Here is a 14258-nt window from a genome sequence, read left to right as displayed (position 1 = left end):
AAAGTTAGAACTTATTTTCTATATTTTTTAGTTTAGAATTTAATTATTGATACGTTCTGCGTACACAATGTAATACCGAGGCGTAAACCATCTAAGTAGAGGTCTAATCCCTATTTTCTTTGTTGGGTTGGTCCATTTTTGGCGTGCTAAAATTTTCCAACCAGCTTTCTCTAACAACCAATCAAATTGCCAGTCTTCAAACTCATGATAGTGTCTGTCCCACATATCAGTTTTGCTTCTATAGGCCGATGAAAACCATAATCTAAGCGGAATACTTGCTACTAATTTATTGGATTTAATAGACTTTAAAACCGTGAAAGGTGATAATAGATGTTCGAAAATTTCAAAGGCAGTCACTACATCGGCTTTAGAACTTTCGATAGAAGTCGAATCAATATCTAGATCTTCTCCTTGGGTGTTTTCTACGCTAAAACCTTCAGATTTTAAAATTTCTGAAAATGGATTTTGAACGCCTAAATCTAAAATAGATTCAGAATTAGAAACATGCGTTTTTAAAAATTCTATAGTATGTTTGTAACGTTTATTCGGATAGCTTTTCTCGTACATATTTCTTCCCAAAAATGAGATGATTTATATATTTCCATTTAAATGGAAATGTTTAGTCATTAATATTTATAAGTTAAAGCATTGATACTCATTCCTGAGCCAACGCTTGCAAATATAATGACATCACCTTTATTTAAGCTGTGGTTTTCTAATTTGTTATTCCTTACTAAATCAAAAAGTGTAGGAACTGTTGCAACTGAACTATTTCCTAACTTTTGGATACTCATAGGCATAATGTTATCTGGGATTTTAGTTTTGTAAAGTCTGTAAAAACGTTTTAAAATAGCTTCATCCATTTTTTCATTAGCTTGATGTATAAAAATCTTCTTTACATCTTTGATATCCACACCGCTATTATCCAAACATGTTTTCATGGCCTGGGGTACATAATTGAGTCCAAATTCGTAAATTTTACGACCAGCCATTTTTATATAACGCGTATCTCTATCTAATTCTTGATTATTAGAATTTCCAAAGTATAAATAGTAAGCTTCATCATAAGTATAAGTAGCTGTTTCGTGTGCCAAAATACCCCCTTCCTCATCTGTTGCTTCAACAATAGCTGCACCTGCACCATCTGAGAATATCATCGCATCTCTATCATATTTGTCTATTACTCTTGATAATGTTTCATTTCCAATAACTAAACAACGCTTTGCCATTCCAGCTATTATAAACGCTTTAGCTTGAATAACCGATTCAATCCAACCAGGACATCCAAAAAGGATATCATAAGCCACGCATTTAGGATTTTTAATACCTAGACGGTGCTTAATTCTGGATGATAATGCTGGTAACATATCACTTTGAATTGTATTATGTTTAACGTCTCCAAAATTATGAGCAACAATAATATAGTCTATCGTTTCAGGGTCTATTTTTGCATCACTAATCGCTTTTTCAGCAGCAAAAAAACCTAAATCGGATGAATTTAAATGTTCTTTTGCATAGCGCCTTTCAGAAATTCCTGTGATATTTTTAAATTTCTCAATGATAACAGTGTTTTCACTATTAATAGGTGTGCCATCTGTGTTTAAAAAAGTATTTTGATTAAAACTTTCGTTTTTTTCAATGATATCTGGAATATAGCTTCCAGTACCAGTAATTTTAATATTCATAAATAAAAATTATGACTTTAATTTAGTATGTAACAAAAGTACTTACTTAAAATTTAAGGTCAATTAAAATGTATAAAATTTTACGACGTTCATCATCGTAATTATGCGTCCATATAGGCTTCAATTGGAGCACAGGTACATATTAAATTCCTGTCTCCATAAGCATCATCCACACGTCTTACAGTAGGCCAAAACTTGTTCTCTTTTACATAGTCTAACGGAAATGCAGCAGCTTCTCTCGAGTAAGGAAATAGCCACTCATCTGAGGTTACCATCTCTAAAGTATGAGGTGCGTTTTTTAAAACATTATGAAGATCATCTTTCGAAACTTCATCAATTTCTTTTTTAATCGAAATCATAGCATCACAAAAACGATCCATTTCTTCTTTACTTTCACTTTCTGTAGGCTCAATCATTAGGGTTCCAGCAACTGGAAAGGATACTGTGGGTGCATGAAACCCATAATCCATGAGGCGTTTAGCAATATCAGTCACTTCAATACCATTAGTTTTAAAAGGTCTGCAGTCAACAATCATTTCGTGAGCTGCTCTTCCACATTCTCCAGAGTATAAAGTATCAAAGCTACCTTGTAAACGGTGTTTAATATAATTAGCATTTAAAATAGCTATTTTGGTAGATTCCGTTAATCCTTCAGCTCCAAGCATTTTAATGTAACCATAAGAAATTAAGCAAGCCAATGCAGATCCAAAAGGAGCTGCAGATATCGCTGAAATGGCTTTTTCGCCCCCTGTTTTTATCAGCGGATTTCCAGGTAAGAATGGAACCAATTGTTTAGCAACACAAATAGGGCCAACCCCTGGTCCACCACCACCGTGTGGAATCGCAAAGGTTTTATGTAAATTTAAATGACAAACATCAGCACCAATATTACCTGGGTTTGTTAACCCAACTTGAGCGTTCATGTTGGCGCCATCCATATAGACTTGGCCGCCATTATCATGTATGATTTTAGTAACCTCTTTTATGGCAGATTCATAAACACCATGAGTAGATGGATACGTTACCATAATTGCAGATAAATTATCTTTATGTAATTCAGCTTTTTCACGTAAATCATCTACGTCTATATTACCTTCAGCAGTAGATTTTGTAACAACTACTTTCATCCCAGCCATAACAGCACTTGCAGGATTGGTTCCATGTGCCGAAGACGGAATTAAACAAATATTTCGATGTTCCTCCCCATTGGACTCATGATATGCTTTAATAACCATAAGACCTGCATATTCGCCTTGCGCACCAGAATTAGGTTGTAATGAGGTAGCTGCAAAACCAGTGATTTCGGTTAATTGATCTTCTAATTCTTTTAAAACTGCTGAATAGCCTTTAGCTTGTTTTAAAGGTGCAAACGGGTGAATATTACCCCATTTAAACCAACTTAACGGTAACATTTCCGAAGCAGCATTTAATTTCATCGTACATGAACCCAAAGAAATCATAGAATGATTTAATGATAAATCTTTACGCTCAAGCATTTTTATATAACGCATTAACTCTGTTTCAGAATGATATTTGTTAAAAACATCAAGCGTTAAAAAGTCTGAGTTTCTTTGTACCGTTTGAGAAATATTATTTGATTCAGAAATTGATGCTATTTTAATAGCATCTTTGTTGGCCGCTTTAGCAAAAACAGAAATAATATAATTTAAATCTCTAACAGATGTTGTTTCATTGATAGAAATAGTCACAGTTTCCTTATCCGGATAAAAGAAATTAACTTTTTTCTCTTTAGCGATTTTTTTAATTTTTTTAGAATCCGTCTTTATTTGAATGGTATCAAAAAACGAGTTATTAACCTGATTAAAGCCTAATTGAGTTAAGATATTTGAAAGTGTAGATGCTGTATTATGAACCTTGTTAGCTATAAATTTTAATCCTTTTGGACCATGATAAACAGCGTACATACTAGCCATAACAGCCAATAATACTTGGGCTGTACAAATGTTTGATGTTGCCTTATCACGTTTAATATGTTGTTCACGTGTTTGTAAAGCCATTCTCAAAGCTCTCTTGCCATTAGTGTCTTTTGTGACCCCAATAATTCTGCCAGGTAAATCACGTTTATAAGCTTCTTTAGTTGCAAAATAAGCAGCATGTGGACCACCATAACCCATTGGGATACCAAAGCGTTGTGTGGTTCCTAAAACTACATCGGCACCAAATTTTCCAGGTGCTTCTAATTTTACTAAGCTCAAAATATCAGCAGCTACTGCGACTTTAATTTGAGACTCATTAGCTTTCGTTATAAAGGTTTTAATATCAGTTGTTTGACCATCTTTCCCTGGGTACTGTAAAATAGCTCCAAAAAATTCTGATGAAAGGTCAAATGTACTTTCGTTACCAACTACCAATTCAATTCCTATTGGAGTAGATCTCGTTTCAAGTAATGATAATGTTTGTGGTAATATATTTTCGGAAACAAAAAACTTATTAACGTTATTTTTCTTTTGCTCGCGTTCTCTTACTGCAAACATCAAACTCATGGCCTCTGCAGCTGCAGTACTTTCATCTAAAAGCGACGCATTAGCAATTTCCATTCCTGTTAAGTCAGTAATCATGGTTTGGAAATTCAATAATGCCTCTAATCGACCTTGTGCAATTTCAGCTTGATATGGCGTGTAAGCGGTATACCATCCTGGATTTTCAAGAATATTTCTCTGAATAACGGCAGGCATGACTGTAGGGTGATATCCTAAACCTATATATGTTTTATAAGCTTTGTTTTTTTTAGACAACTCATGAATATGAAGTAAATATTCATGCTCCGTCATGGGTTCATCTAATTGTAGCCCTTTTTTTAAACGAATATCATCTGGAATGGTTTCATAAATTAATTGATCTAAAGAGTCTAAACCAATGGCTTTTAACATAAGATTTTGATCTTTCTCTCTTGGACCTATATGACGCAGTGCAAAAGCGTTTGTATTCATAGAAATATTTTTGAGATTTTATCGGCAAAATTACATAATTAAAAGCCCTTTTTAGTTAATTAAAATGAAAGTTTTTAACCATTTAATTGCTTTATTAACACTTTGATTACTTTTGTATGGTGAATGTATTAAGACGGATTTTAAATTTTTATATCAATAGCAGTATTCATGTGGCTTTAGCCGTATTTTCTATAGCATGGATTACGCTTATGGATTTTAATATTTCCTATGACGCTAATGTCCTTTATTTTATATTTTATGCATCCATAACCGGATATAATTTTGTTAAGTTTTTTGGGATGGCAAAATTTCATCATCGAAGTTTAACAAGATGGTTGAAATTGATTCAGGTTTTTTCGTTTTTATGCTTTATTTTGATGTGTTACTATGGGTTTAAGCTTAACAAAAATTCAATTATATACATTGGGATTTTTGCAATAATAACGTTTTTATATGCTGTACCTTTTTCCTCTCGTAAGTTTTTTTTGGATGAACAAAACAACTTAAGAAACATCGCAGGTTTAAAAGTATATGTGATTGCTTTGGTATGGAGTGGCGTTACCGTGTTTCTTCCGCTGTTGAATAATGGGTATTATGTAAATGCCGATGTTATGATAATGGGAGTTCAGCGATATATTTTTGTAATTATTTTAATGTTACCTTTTGAAATAAGAGACTTGCAATATGACAGCTTGAAATTAGCTACTATTCCTCAGAAATTAGGTGTTAATGGAACTAAAATTATGGGAGTTTTATTAGGTGTAATCTTCGTCTATCTTGATTTTTTAAGAGATAAACAGATTATGGTTTCCTTTATTATAGTAATTATATCTATGTTGTTTGTGTTATTTTCTAAAAAAGAGCAAGGGAAATACTACTGTTCATTTTGGGTGGAAGGCTTACCAATTTTATGGCTCTTATTATATCTTATTCTTGTTTAAGATTATTCTTATTTAGTGCTTTTTCAAAATCTTTTTTCAAGCATTCTCTATCACTTTTATCCATACAAGTTACTTTTGAATTTGTTATAGCCGACGAAAGTTTTGCGTTTTTTTTAGAATATTTTCTACAATGTTTGCAGCGCAAGAGGTGAATGCTAAGTTTTAGTTTCTCCCAAAAAGAACATTCATTATACTGCGATTTATCACATACAAGATTTGCTTCATTACAAGGAATGCCAACTTTAATTTTACTACTCATAATTAGAACCAATTTTTTTCAAGACAGGCAGCCATAGCCGTTCTAGCTCGATGTATGATTACCCAAAGGTTAGACGCAGTTATATTTAGTTCATTACAAATTACTTCAGTTTCATAGCCTTTAATGGTTTTCATTCTAAAAACTTCTGCTTGCTTTTCTGGTAATTTAGATAAGCAATTGTGAATAGCTTTACTAAGCTCTTCATTTTGTAAGGTATCTTCAGCTGTTTTATCAAAAGGATCGGCTACTTGTTCCTCAAGCCAGTCACCTTCAGTTTCAGTATCGCTATTATAATTTATTCTAACTTCAGCTTTACCTTTATTAGAATTTATTTTACGATAATAATCAATAATTTTTCGTTTTAAAATTGAAATAAGCCAAGTGCGCTCACTAGCTTCTCCTTTAAAATTTTTCATTGACTTTAATCCTGCCAGAAAGGTTTCTTGTATTAAATCCTGCGCTATTTCCTTGTCATTTACACGAGTTATGGTGTAATTAAATAAGTAATCGGCATATAAATCTATCCATTTATTAGGGTTTAAAAGGTGTTCAGACATATGTGATTTTGATATTTGCTATCAAAAATAATGTAAAAAAATTAGACATTTAAGATTTTATTAATCCAGCACGTTTTAATAAGGCGTCAGGTTGAGGTTCTTGACCTCTAAAGCGCTTGTATAGCTCCATTGGATCTTGAGTGCCGCCTTGAGATAAAATATTGTCTTTAAACTTTGTCGCTACTTCTTTATCAAAAATACCAGCTTCTTTAAAATATTCAAACGCATCAGCATCTAGAACTTCAGCCCATTTGTAACTATAATATCCGGAAGAATAACCGCCTTGAAAGATATGTGAAAACGATGTGCTCATACAATTTTCATTAACATCAGGATATAAGGTTGTGTTTTCAAAAGCTTCAACTTCATGCGCTTTTACATCTGTTATGGATATTGGATCTATACCATGCCAGCTCATATCTAATAGCCCAAAACTTAACTGACGCAGTGTTTGCATGCCTTCATGAAAAGTTGCAGAATCTTTGATTTTTTTAACCAAATCCATGGGTATCACTTCTCCAGTTTCGTAATGGGTAGCAAACAATTCCAACGCTTCTTTTTCGTAGCACCAATTTTCAAGCACCTGACTTGGTAATTCAACAAAATCCCAAAACACACTGGTTCCAGATATACTAGGATAGGTTGTGTTTGCTAACATGCCATGTAAGGCATGACCAAACTCATGAAACAACGTGGTAACTTCATTAAAGGTTAACAAAGACGGTTTGCTTTTTGTTGGCTTGGTAAAGTTGCAAACTATAGATATATGTGGTCTACTATTCACTCCGTTTTTAACGAACTGAGGTTTGTAAGACGTCATCCAAGCTCCGTTTCGTTTTCCGGGTCTTGGGAAGAAATCGGCATAAAGAATAGACACTAAATCATCCTCATCATTAATTACCTTGAAGGTAAGAACATCTTGGTGGTATTTATCAATGGTATTAATTTTTTCGAAATGTAAACCAAATAATTTTTCGGCAACCAGAAAGACGCCGTTAATAACGTTTTCTAGCTTGAAGTATGGTTTAAGTTTTTCATCATTTAAATCAAATAAGTTTTGTTTTAGCTTTTCTGAGTAATAAGCATCATCCCATTTTTCTAATTGCTCAATACCATCTATACTGTTGGCGAAATCCTGAAGATTCCCAAATTCTTGTTGTGCTGCCGGTTTCGCCTTTTCTAATAATTCATTTAGAAATGATGCCACCATCTCAGGGGTTTTTGCCATGCGTTCTTCCAACACAAAATGTGCATGGGTTTTATAGCCTAATAATTGTGCGCGTTCAAAACGAAGTTTAGCTATATTTAAAACATGCTGTTGATTGTCAAGTGCATCGTTATGAAATCCTTTTTTACCTGCTGCAATGGATATTTTTTTTCTTAACACTCTGTTATCTGCGTAAGTCATGAAAGGAATGTAACTCGGATAGTCTAACGTAAATAACCAGCCATCTTTGTCCTTTGATTCTGCTAATTGTTTAGCTGCTTCAATAGTTCCTTCCGGTAAGCCTGATAAGTCTTCTTCGTTAGTGATTAGCATTTCAAACTTGTTGGTTTCAGCTAATACATTTTCACCAAATTTCAGCTTCAAGTGACTTAGTTTTTTGTCGATGTCTCGAAGTTTTAACTTTTTTTCTTCGGGTAAATTAGCCCCATTTCTTGAGAAACTTTTATATTTTTTATCAAGAAGTGTTTGTTGTTCAATAGTTAAATCTAGAGAACCTTTAAGATGGTAAACAGCCTTAATACGTTTAAAAAGAGTTTTGTTTAAAGCGATATCGTTGCTGAATTCTGATAATAAAGGTGATACTTCTTGTGCGATTTTTTGGATTTCCTCGTTAGTTTCGGCTGAATTCAAATTAAAAAATATGCTAGAAATTCTATCTAATTGCTCACCTGAAAAATCTAAAGCGTCAATAGTGTTTTCAAAAGACGGCACTTCTGTGTTATTTACAATGGCATCAATTTCAGCTTTGGCATCTTGTATTGCCTGATTAAAAGCAGGGAGAAAATCCTTATTTTTTATTTTTGAAAATGGAGCTGTATTATATGCTGTTGCAAATGGTTTTAATAATATATTATGAGACATTTTTTTAAATTTTGATAAAACTATGCATGCATAGTTTTTTTTGTATATTTGCTGTTATTATTTTGAAAAGTGACTAATTCAAATTGATACTCAAAAAACCTCGGATAAATCTGAGGTTTTTTATTTTAATTCGTTAGCAGATTTAATCACCATTTCTTTTAAGCCCTCTTTGTAAATAAGAATTTTGTTCAAAACACCAGAATCACTAGAGCCTATTATTTGAGCTGCTAAAATGCCTGCGTTTTTGGCACCGTTAAGTGCTACGGTAGCGACAGGAACTCCTCCAGGCATTTGAAGAATAGAAAGAACGGAATCCCAACCATCAATAGAATTACTGCTTTTTATCGGGACGCCAATAATGGGAAGCGGAGATAAAGAGGCAATCATACCTGGTAAATGAGCGGCGCCACCAGCACCGGCGATTATTACAGAAAATCCCTTATCATGAGCATGTTTCCCATAATCAAATAATTTTTCAGGTGTTCTGTGAGCTGAAACAATATCAACTTCAATTTCTATATCAAAACCTCTTAAAATATCTATGGCATCTTGCATAACAGGAAGATCGCTTTTGCTTCCCATGATTATTCCAACTTTACTCATAACTTAATATTTATTTTGAAATTACTTTAATCGTATTTTTCACTTCTTCGGCAATTTTTCTTGCCTCACTCAAATCTTCATTAACAATGGTAACGTGTCCCATTTTTCTAAAGGGTCGTGTTTGTTTTTTTCCATAGATATGTGGAGTTACACCATTCATTTTCATTATGGTTTCAATATTTTGGTAAACAACATCGCCATCATAACCTTCTTCACCCACTAAATTAACCATAATGCCTCCAACTTTGCTGTCTGTTCTTCCTAGAGGTAAATTAAGAATGGCTCTTATATGTTGCTCAAATTGTGATGTGTAACTCGATTCTATAGTATGATGACCAGAATTATGTGGTCTTGGTGCCACTTCATTTATTAGAATGGTGTCATCATGTGTTTGAAACATTTCAACGGCCAATAGACCTACATGATTGAAGGCAGCAGATGTTTTTAAGGCAATCTCTTCCGCTTTTTTTGCAATGTCAACAGTTATTCTGGCTGGACAAATAACATATTCCACTTGATTCGCTTCAGGGTGAAATTCCATTTCAACAACGGGATATACTTTTGTGTTTCCTGACACATTTCTAGCCACAATAACAGCCAATTCATTTTTAAAAGGAATTAAGGCTTCAGCAATACATTCTACATTTGGTAAGCCATTTAAATCTTCAATATTTCTTACGATTTTTACACCTTGCCCATCATAACCAAATTGAGCACTTTTCCAAACAAACGGAAAATTTAAACCACCATGATTAATAGCGACTTTAATTTCTGAGGTATAAGCAAAACGAGAAAAAGGTGCTGTAGGCAGATTATGATCTTTATAAAATAACTTTTGAGTGGCTTTATTTTGTATGGTTCGCAACGTGTTTGAACTAGGATATACTTTCACACCTTCTTTTTCTAGAGTTTCTAATGCATCAACGTTTACATTTTCAATTTCAATGGTGAGGACATCTACCTGTTTTCCAAAATTATAAACGGTCTTGTAATCCATTAAATTTCCTAAGTGGAATTCGTTACTTGCAATGCTGCAAGGGGCTTCTTTACTCGCATCTAAAACACAGGTATAAATATCAAATTTTCTAGTGTCATTAAGTAGCATTTTACCTAATTGTCCACCGCCTAGGATCCCAAGTTTAAAATTTGAAGAAAAGTAATTCATGAAATTATTTTTTACTAAAATGATTTATGGATATGCAAAAATACATTTAAAAATGAAAAGAGCATAGTAATAATAAGGATGTAATAAACGAATAATTATTCCAGATTTTATCTATGAATTATTAAAATACACTTGATTAGATAAAATTACTTCTCAATTCCTAAATCAAAAAATCGGTATTAGTCAATGATTTCCGTAACTTTGCATCTTTTAAAATTTGATAAGAGTGATAAAGCTTCATAACAAATATTTTAAACCATTTATTTCAAATCAAGAAATAGATGCGGCTATTGAGCGTTTAGCTAATGAAATTCATAATGATATCGGAGATGAAATACCGGTGTTTGTAGGTGTTTTAAATGGATCATTTATGGTAGTAAGTGATTTTGTGAAAAAATATCCAAAACCTTGTGAAGTAACTTTTATAAAACTAGCCTCTTATGAAGGTGTTAAATCTACTGAAGATATACAAAGATTGATTGGATTAACGCAAGATTTAAAAGGTAGAACCGTTGTTATTCTTGAAGATATAATTGATACAGGTAATACCTTGGCAGAAATTCATAGAATTTTTAAAAACGAACAGGTTAAAGCACTTAAAATAGCAACACTTTTTTATAAACCTGCGGCCTATAAAAAAGATTTTAAATTACATTATGTTGGTATAGAAATTCCTAATAAATTTATTGTTGGTTATGGACTTGACTATGATGGATTAGGGCGAAATTTACCAGAAGTATATCAAATTAAAGAAACACAACACATGACAAATTTAGTGCTATTTGGACCTCCAGGCGCAGGAAAAGGAACTCAGGCAAACTTTTTAAAGGAAAAATATAATCTTATACATATTTCTACAGGAGATGTGTTTAGGTTTAATATAAAAAATGAAACGGCTTTAGGAATGCTAGCCAAATCCTACATGGATAAAGGGGAGTTGGTTCCAGATCAAGTAACTATAGATATGCTGAATGCCGAAGTTGAAAAAAATGCCGATGCTAATGGATTTATTTTTGATGGGTTTCCACGTACCAATGCACAAGCAGAAGCACTTGATAGATTAATGGACAGCAAAGATTCTGCTATTAGTGCAATGGTGGCTTTAGAAGTTGAGGACGATGTGTTGGTTAATCGGTTGTTAGAACGAGGAAAAACCAGTGGAAGAGCTGACGATGCTGATGAATCAATTATAAGGAATAGAATTACTGAATACTATAATAAAACGGCTATTTTAAAGGACTATTATTCTGCTCAAAACAAATATTTTGGAGTAGATGGCGTAGGTAGTATTGAAGACATTACATTGCGTTTAAGTAAAGTAATAGATGCGCTTTAAGAAGTGCCTTTATTCGCCTAGTTGTTTAAACTTCTAAAGATTACTCAATTTAACAACTCAACAAAAATCAAATAAAAATAAGATGACAGAAGGAAATTTTGTTGATTATGTAAAAATGTTTGTGTCTTCGGGTAATGGAGGCAAAGGATCTTCACATTTACATCGAGAAAAATTTATCACTAAAGGAGGACCAGATGGCGGAGATGGAGGTCGTGGTGGACACGTTATTTTACGTGGTAATTCAAATTTATGGACCTTATTACATTTAAAATTCAAAAAACATATTAGAGCGGGTCATGGTGGACATGGAAGCAAGAGCCGAAGTTTTGGAGCCGATGGTGAAGATGTCTATGTAGATGTGCCATTGGGAACTGTTGTACGCGATACGGAGAGCAACGATATTATCTTTGAAATTACGGAAGAAGGGGAAGAAAAAATAATTGCTGAAGGAGGAAAAGGAGGGCTAGGAAACTGGCATTTTAGATCGTCTACTAATCAAACCCCACGTTATGCACAACCGGGACTTCCACTAGAAGAGAAGCATATTACTTTAGAATTAAAGGTGTTAGCAGATGTCGGGTTGGTAGGGTTTCCAAACGCGGGAAAATCTACACTTTTGTCTGTAATCACTTCAGCTACACCAAAAATAGCCGATTACGAATTCACCACCTTAAAACCTAATCTTGGAATTGTAAAATATCGTGATTTTCAAACCTTTGTTATGGCTGATATTCCGGGGATTATTGAAGGAGCTGCAGAAGGTAGAGGTCTTGGTCATTACTTTTTACGTCATATTGAGCGTAATTCTATTTTATTATTTTTAATTCCGGCAGATGCCCAAGATATTAGAAAACAATATGATATTCTTTTAGATGAGTTAAGACGATACAATCCGGAAATGTTAGACAAGGAACGTATTATAGCTATATCTAAATCTGATTTGTTAGATGAAGAATTAAAGGCAGAACTTAAAGAAGAACTAGATAACGAGTTACCTATTCCTTATTTATTTATTTCGTCGGTAGCGCAAAAAGGTTTAAGAGCATTGAAGGATACGTTGTGGAAAATGTTGAATACTTAAATAATACGTGCTTTGTTTTGTATTATCAAACTTTAGACTTTTCATTTTTATCTCGTAAACAGTTTTTTTCCTAAGATTCTGATCATGGAATAAATTTTGATTAACTTTAATTAAAAATACAGAGATGAAAAACCTTCTTATTTTAACCTTTATCTTAGGTGCTATGTCTTGTGCGCCAATTCGTGTCAATTATGATTACGATAAAGGAACAAACTTCACTAAATACAAAACCTATAACTATTATAGTGATATGAAAACGGGTTTGAGCGAATTAGATACCAAACGTTTTTTGGAAGCATTGGATGCTAAACTGGAGTCACTTGGAATCAGATTTTCAGAAACACCGGATTTCTTTATTGATATTAAAAGTAGTACGTTTCAACCTGCTCAACGAAATACGGTTGGGGTTGGTTTAGGTGGTGGTGGCGGAAATATGGGAGGTGGTATATCAATTGGGTTGCCAATTGGTCAATCATCAGCAAATAGACAAATCATTATTGATTTTGTTGATGAAAACCAGAAGCAATTGTTTTGGCAAGCAGTTAGTGAATCTAGTTATAGCCCTAATAGAATACCAAAAGAACGAGAAGCACAATTAAGCGGTATTGTTGAGAAAATGTTATCTCAATATCCGCCTAAGCGATAAGGATTCAAACTTTATAATTATCATAACATTTTATATTTAGTCTTAGCATATGCATTTTGTAATTTTACATAAAATCGAAAAATTATGAATCAATTAAAAAATAAAGTAGCGCTCATAACAGGAGGCACAAAAGGTATAGGTTACGGAATTGCACAAGCTCTTCTAAATCAGGGTATTCATGTAGTTGTTACAGGCAGAAGTCTTATTAGCGCACAAAAAGCGGCTGATGCTCTTAATTCTAACTCAAAAGTAGGAGCAAAGGCAATTGGTGTGAAGGCAGATGTGAGAGATTATGAAAGCCAAAAACTAGCCGTTCAAACCGTTTTAGAACATTTCAAGCAATTAGATATTGTGATTGCTAATGCAGGTTTAGGGCATTTTGGGTCAATAGAAGATTTGACTTTAGAACAATGGCACGAAACGATCGACACTAATCTTACAGGCGTTTTTTATTCTATCAAATCTAGTGTAGAAGCTTTAAAAAAATCAAAAGGGTATTTTATAACCATTTCAAGTTTAGCAGGAACAAATTTCTTTGCTAATGGATCAGCTTATAACGCCAGTAAATTTGGAGTTACAGGATTTACGCAAGCTGTTATGTTAGATTTACGTAAGTATGATATTAAAGTAAGTGCAATTATGCCGGGGTCAGTTGCGACACATTTTAATAATCACACGCCAAATCCTGATGATGCATGGAAAATTCAAAGTGAGGATATTGGTGAATTAGTGGTCGATTTAATTAAAATGAATCCAAGAACACTGCCAAGTAAAATAGAAGTTAGGCCAACCATGCCGCCTTCAAAATAATATGAGGCTGTCGAAAACGCATTTTTTTAAGTCATTACAAGGAACGAAGCAATCTGTAAGTATGTAGTAATACATCATAAGATTACCTCATTGAGTTCGTAATGACGGGTTTTATTTACTTTTTAGACAGCCTTA

Annotated in this window: 13 protein-coding genes; 5 read left to right on the top strand and 8 right to left on the bottom strand. The window is 33.4% G+C overall.

Annotated elements, in window-relative coordinates:
* Positions 1 to 39: 39 nt before the first annotated feature.
* From AC15TD_RS07620 to gcvP, 3 genes are all read right to left on the bottom strand, one after another.
* Positions 40 to 567, bottom strand: a complete 528-nt coding sequence (locus AC15TD_RS07620; RefSeq protein WP_484451581.1) for a class I SAM-dependent methyltransferase — start codon at positions 565 to 567, stop codon at positions 40 to 42.
* 59 nt (positions 568 to 626) lie between these two features.
* The gene (locus tag AC15TD_RS07615) at positions 627 to 1685 is read right to left on the bottom strand and encodes a 3-oxoacyl-ACP synthase III family protein (RefSeq protein WP_484451542.1); all 1059 of its coding nucleotides are present in this window, start codon (positions 1683 to 1685) and stop codon (positions 627 to 629) included.
* A gap of 101 nt (positions 1686 to 1786) precedes the next feature.
* Complete coding sequence (gcvP, locus tag AC15TD_RS07610; RefSeq protein ID WP_484451541.1) at positions 1787 to 4636, bottom strand: aminomethyl-transferring glycine dehydrogenase; 2850 nt, start codon at positions 4634 to 4636, stop codon at positions 1787 to 1789.
* A gap of 116 nt (positions 4637 to 4752) precedes the next feature.
* Here gcvP and AC15TD_RS07605 point away from each other — a divergent pair, with 116 nt between their 5' ends.
* A complete protein-coding gene (locus tag AC15TD_RS07605; protein WP_484451540.1) occupies positions 4753 to 5577 on the top strand; it encodes a UbiA prenyltransferase family protein in 825 nt (274 codons plus the stop codon).
* On the opposite strand, the gene AC15TD_RS07600 is transcribed toward AC15TD_RS07605, so the two are convergent.
* The 5 genes from AC15TD_RS07600 to AC15TD_RS07580 form a co-directional block, all read right to left on the bottom strand.
* On the bottom strand, positions 5564 to 5836 hold the full coding sequence (locus tag AC15TD_RS07600; protein WP_484451539.1) for a hypothetical protein: 273 nt from the start codon (positions 5834 to 5836) through the stop codon (positions 5564 to 5566). The genes AC15TD_RS07605 and AC15TD_RS07600 overlap by 14 nt on opposite strands.
* Positions 5837 to 5838: 2 nt before the next feature.
* On the bottom strand, positions 5839 to 6393 hold the full coding sequence (locus tag AC15TD_RS07595) for a sigma-70 family RNA polymerase sigma factor (RefSeq protein ID WP_484451538.1): 555 nt from the start codon (positions 6391 to 6393) through the stop codon (positions 5839 to 5841).
* 49 nt (positions 6394 to 6442) lie between these two features.
* Positions 6443 to 8482 carry a M3 family metallopeptidase gene (locus AC15TD_RS07590; RefSeq protein ID WP_484451537.1) on the bottom strand — a complete coding sequence of 680 codons (2040 nt, stop codon included), beginning with the start codon at positions 8480 to 8482 and terminating at the stop codon, positions 6443 to 6445.
* Between the two features lie 120 nt (positions 8483 to 8602).
* Positions 8603 to 9085, bottom strand: a complete 483-nt coding sequence (gene purE / locus AC15TD_RS07585; protein WP_484451536.1) for a 5-(carboxyamino)imidazole ribonucleotide mutase — start codon at positions 9083 to 9085, stop codon at positions 8603 to 8605.
* Positions 9086 to 9095: 10 nt separating this feature from the next.
* Positions 9096 to 10250: a 5-(carboxyamino)imidazole ribonucleotide synthase gene (locus tag AC15TD_RS07580; RefSeq protein ID WP_484451535.1), complete on the bottom strand. Its 1155-nt coding sequence runs from the start codon at positions 10248 to 10250 to the stop codon at positions 9096 to 9098.
* A 226-nt stretch (positions 10251 to 10476) separates the two neighbouring features.
* Between AC15TD_RS07580 and AC15TD_RS07575 the strand changes: the two genes are divergently transcribed.
* The 4 genes from AC15TD_RS07575 (at position 10477) to AC15TD_RS07560 (ending at position 14123) form a co-directional block, all read left to right on the top strand.
* Positions 10477 to 11586, top strand: coding sequence for an adenylate kinase (locus AC15TD_RS07575; protein ID WP_484451534.1), 1110 nt, complete (start codon positions 10477 to 10479; stop codon positions 11584 to 11586).
* An 82-nt stretch (positions 11587 to 11668) separates the two neighbouring features.
* Positions 11669 to 12667 (top strand): GTPase ObgE, encoded by a 999-nt coding sequence (gene obgE / locus AC15TD_RS07570; protein ID WP_484451533.1) that lies wholly within the window; start codon positions 11669 to 11671, stop codon positions 12665 to 12667.
* A 124-nt stretch (positions 12668 to 12791) separates the two neighbouring features.
* On the top strand, positions 12792 to 13313 hold the full coding sequence (locus AC15TD_RS07565; protein ID WP_484451532.1) for a DUF4136 domain-containing protein: 522 nt from the start codon (positions 12792 to 12794) through the stop codon (positions 13311 to 13313).
* Positions 13314 to 13397: 84 nt separating this feature from the next.
* Positions 13398 to 14123: an SDR family oxidoreductase gene (locus AC15TD_RS07560; RefSeq protein ID WP_484451531.1), complete on the top strand. Its 726-nt coding sequence runs from the start codon at positions 13398 to 13400 to the stop codon at positions 14121 to 14123.
* Positions 14124 to 14258 lie beyond the last annotated feature (135 nt).

This window comes from Yeosuana sp., from assembly GCF_057126245.1.
The sequence above is the reverse complement of the archived record's forward strand: the minus strand, read 5'-3'. Positions and strand labels throughout refer to the sequence as shown.

What these genes read in the sequence shown, in the direction of transcription:
- AC15TD_RS07620 (WP_484451581.1), bottom strand. Translation starts at nt 567, where the DNA reads ATGTACGAGAAAAGCTATCCGAATAAACGTTACAAACATACTATAGAA.
- AC15TD_RS07615 (WP_484451542.1), bottom strand. Translation starts at nt 1,685, where the DNA reads ATGAATATTAAAATTACTGGTACTGGAAGCTATATTCCAGATATCATT.
- gcvP (WP_484451541.1), bottom strand. Translation starts at nt 4,636, where the DNA reads ATGAATACAAACGCTTTTGCACTGCGTCATATAGGTCCAAGAGAGAAA.
- AC15TD_RS07605 (WP_484451540.1), top strand. Translation starts at nt 4,753, where the DNA reads ATGGTGAATGTATTAAGACGGATTTTAAATTTTTATATCAATAGCAGT.
- AC15TD_RS07600 (WP_484451539.1), bottom strand. Translation starts at nt 5,836, where the DNA reads ATGAGTAGTAAAATTAAAGTTGGCATTCCTTGTAATGAAGCAAATCTT.
- AC15TD_RS07595 (WP_484451538.1), bottom strand. Translation starts at nt 6,393, where the DNA reads ATGTCTGAACACCTTTTAAACCCTAATAAATGGATAGATTTATATGCC.
- AC15TD_RS07590 (WP_484451537.1), bottom strand. Translation starts at nt 8,482, where the DNA reads ATGTCTCATAATATATTATTAAAACCATTTGCAACAGCATATAATACA.
- purE (WP_484451536.1), bottom strand. Translation starts at nt 9,085, where the DNA reads ATGAGTAAAGTTGGAATAATCATGGGAAGCAAAAGCGATCTTCCTGTT.
- AC15TD_RS07580 (WP_484451535.1), bottom strand. Translation starts at nt 10,250, where the DNA reads ATGAATTACTTTTCTTCAAATTTTAAACTTGGGATCCTAGGCGGTGGA.
- obgE (WP_484451533.1), top strand. Translation starts at nt 11,669, where the DNA reads ATGACAGAAGGAAATTTTGTTGATTATGTAAAAATGTTTGTGTCTTCG.
- AC15TD_RS07565 (WP_484451532.1), top strand. Translation starts at nt 12,792, where the DNA reads ATGAAAAACCTTCTTATTTTAACCTTTATCTTAGGTGCTATGTCTTGT.
- AC15TD_RS07560 (WP_484451531.1), top strand. Translation starts at nt 13,398, where the DNA reads ATGAATCAATTAAAAAATAAAGTAGCGCTCATAACAGGAGGCACAAAA.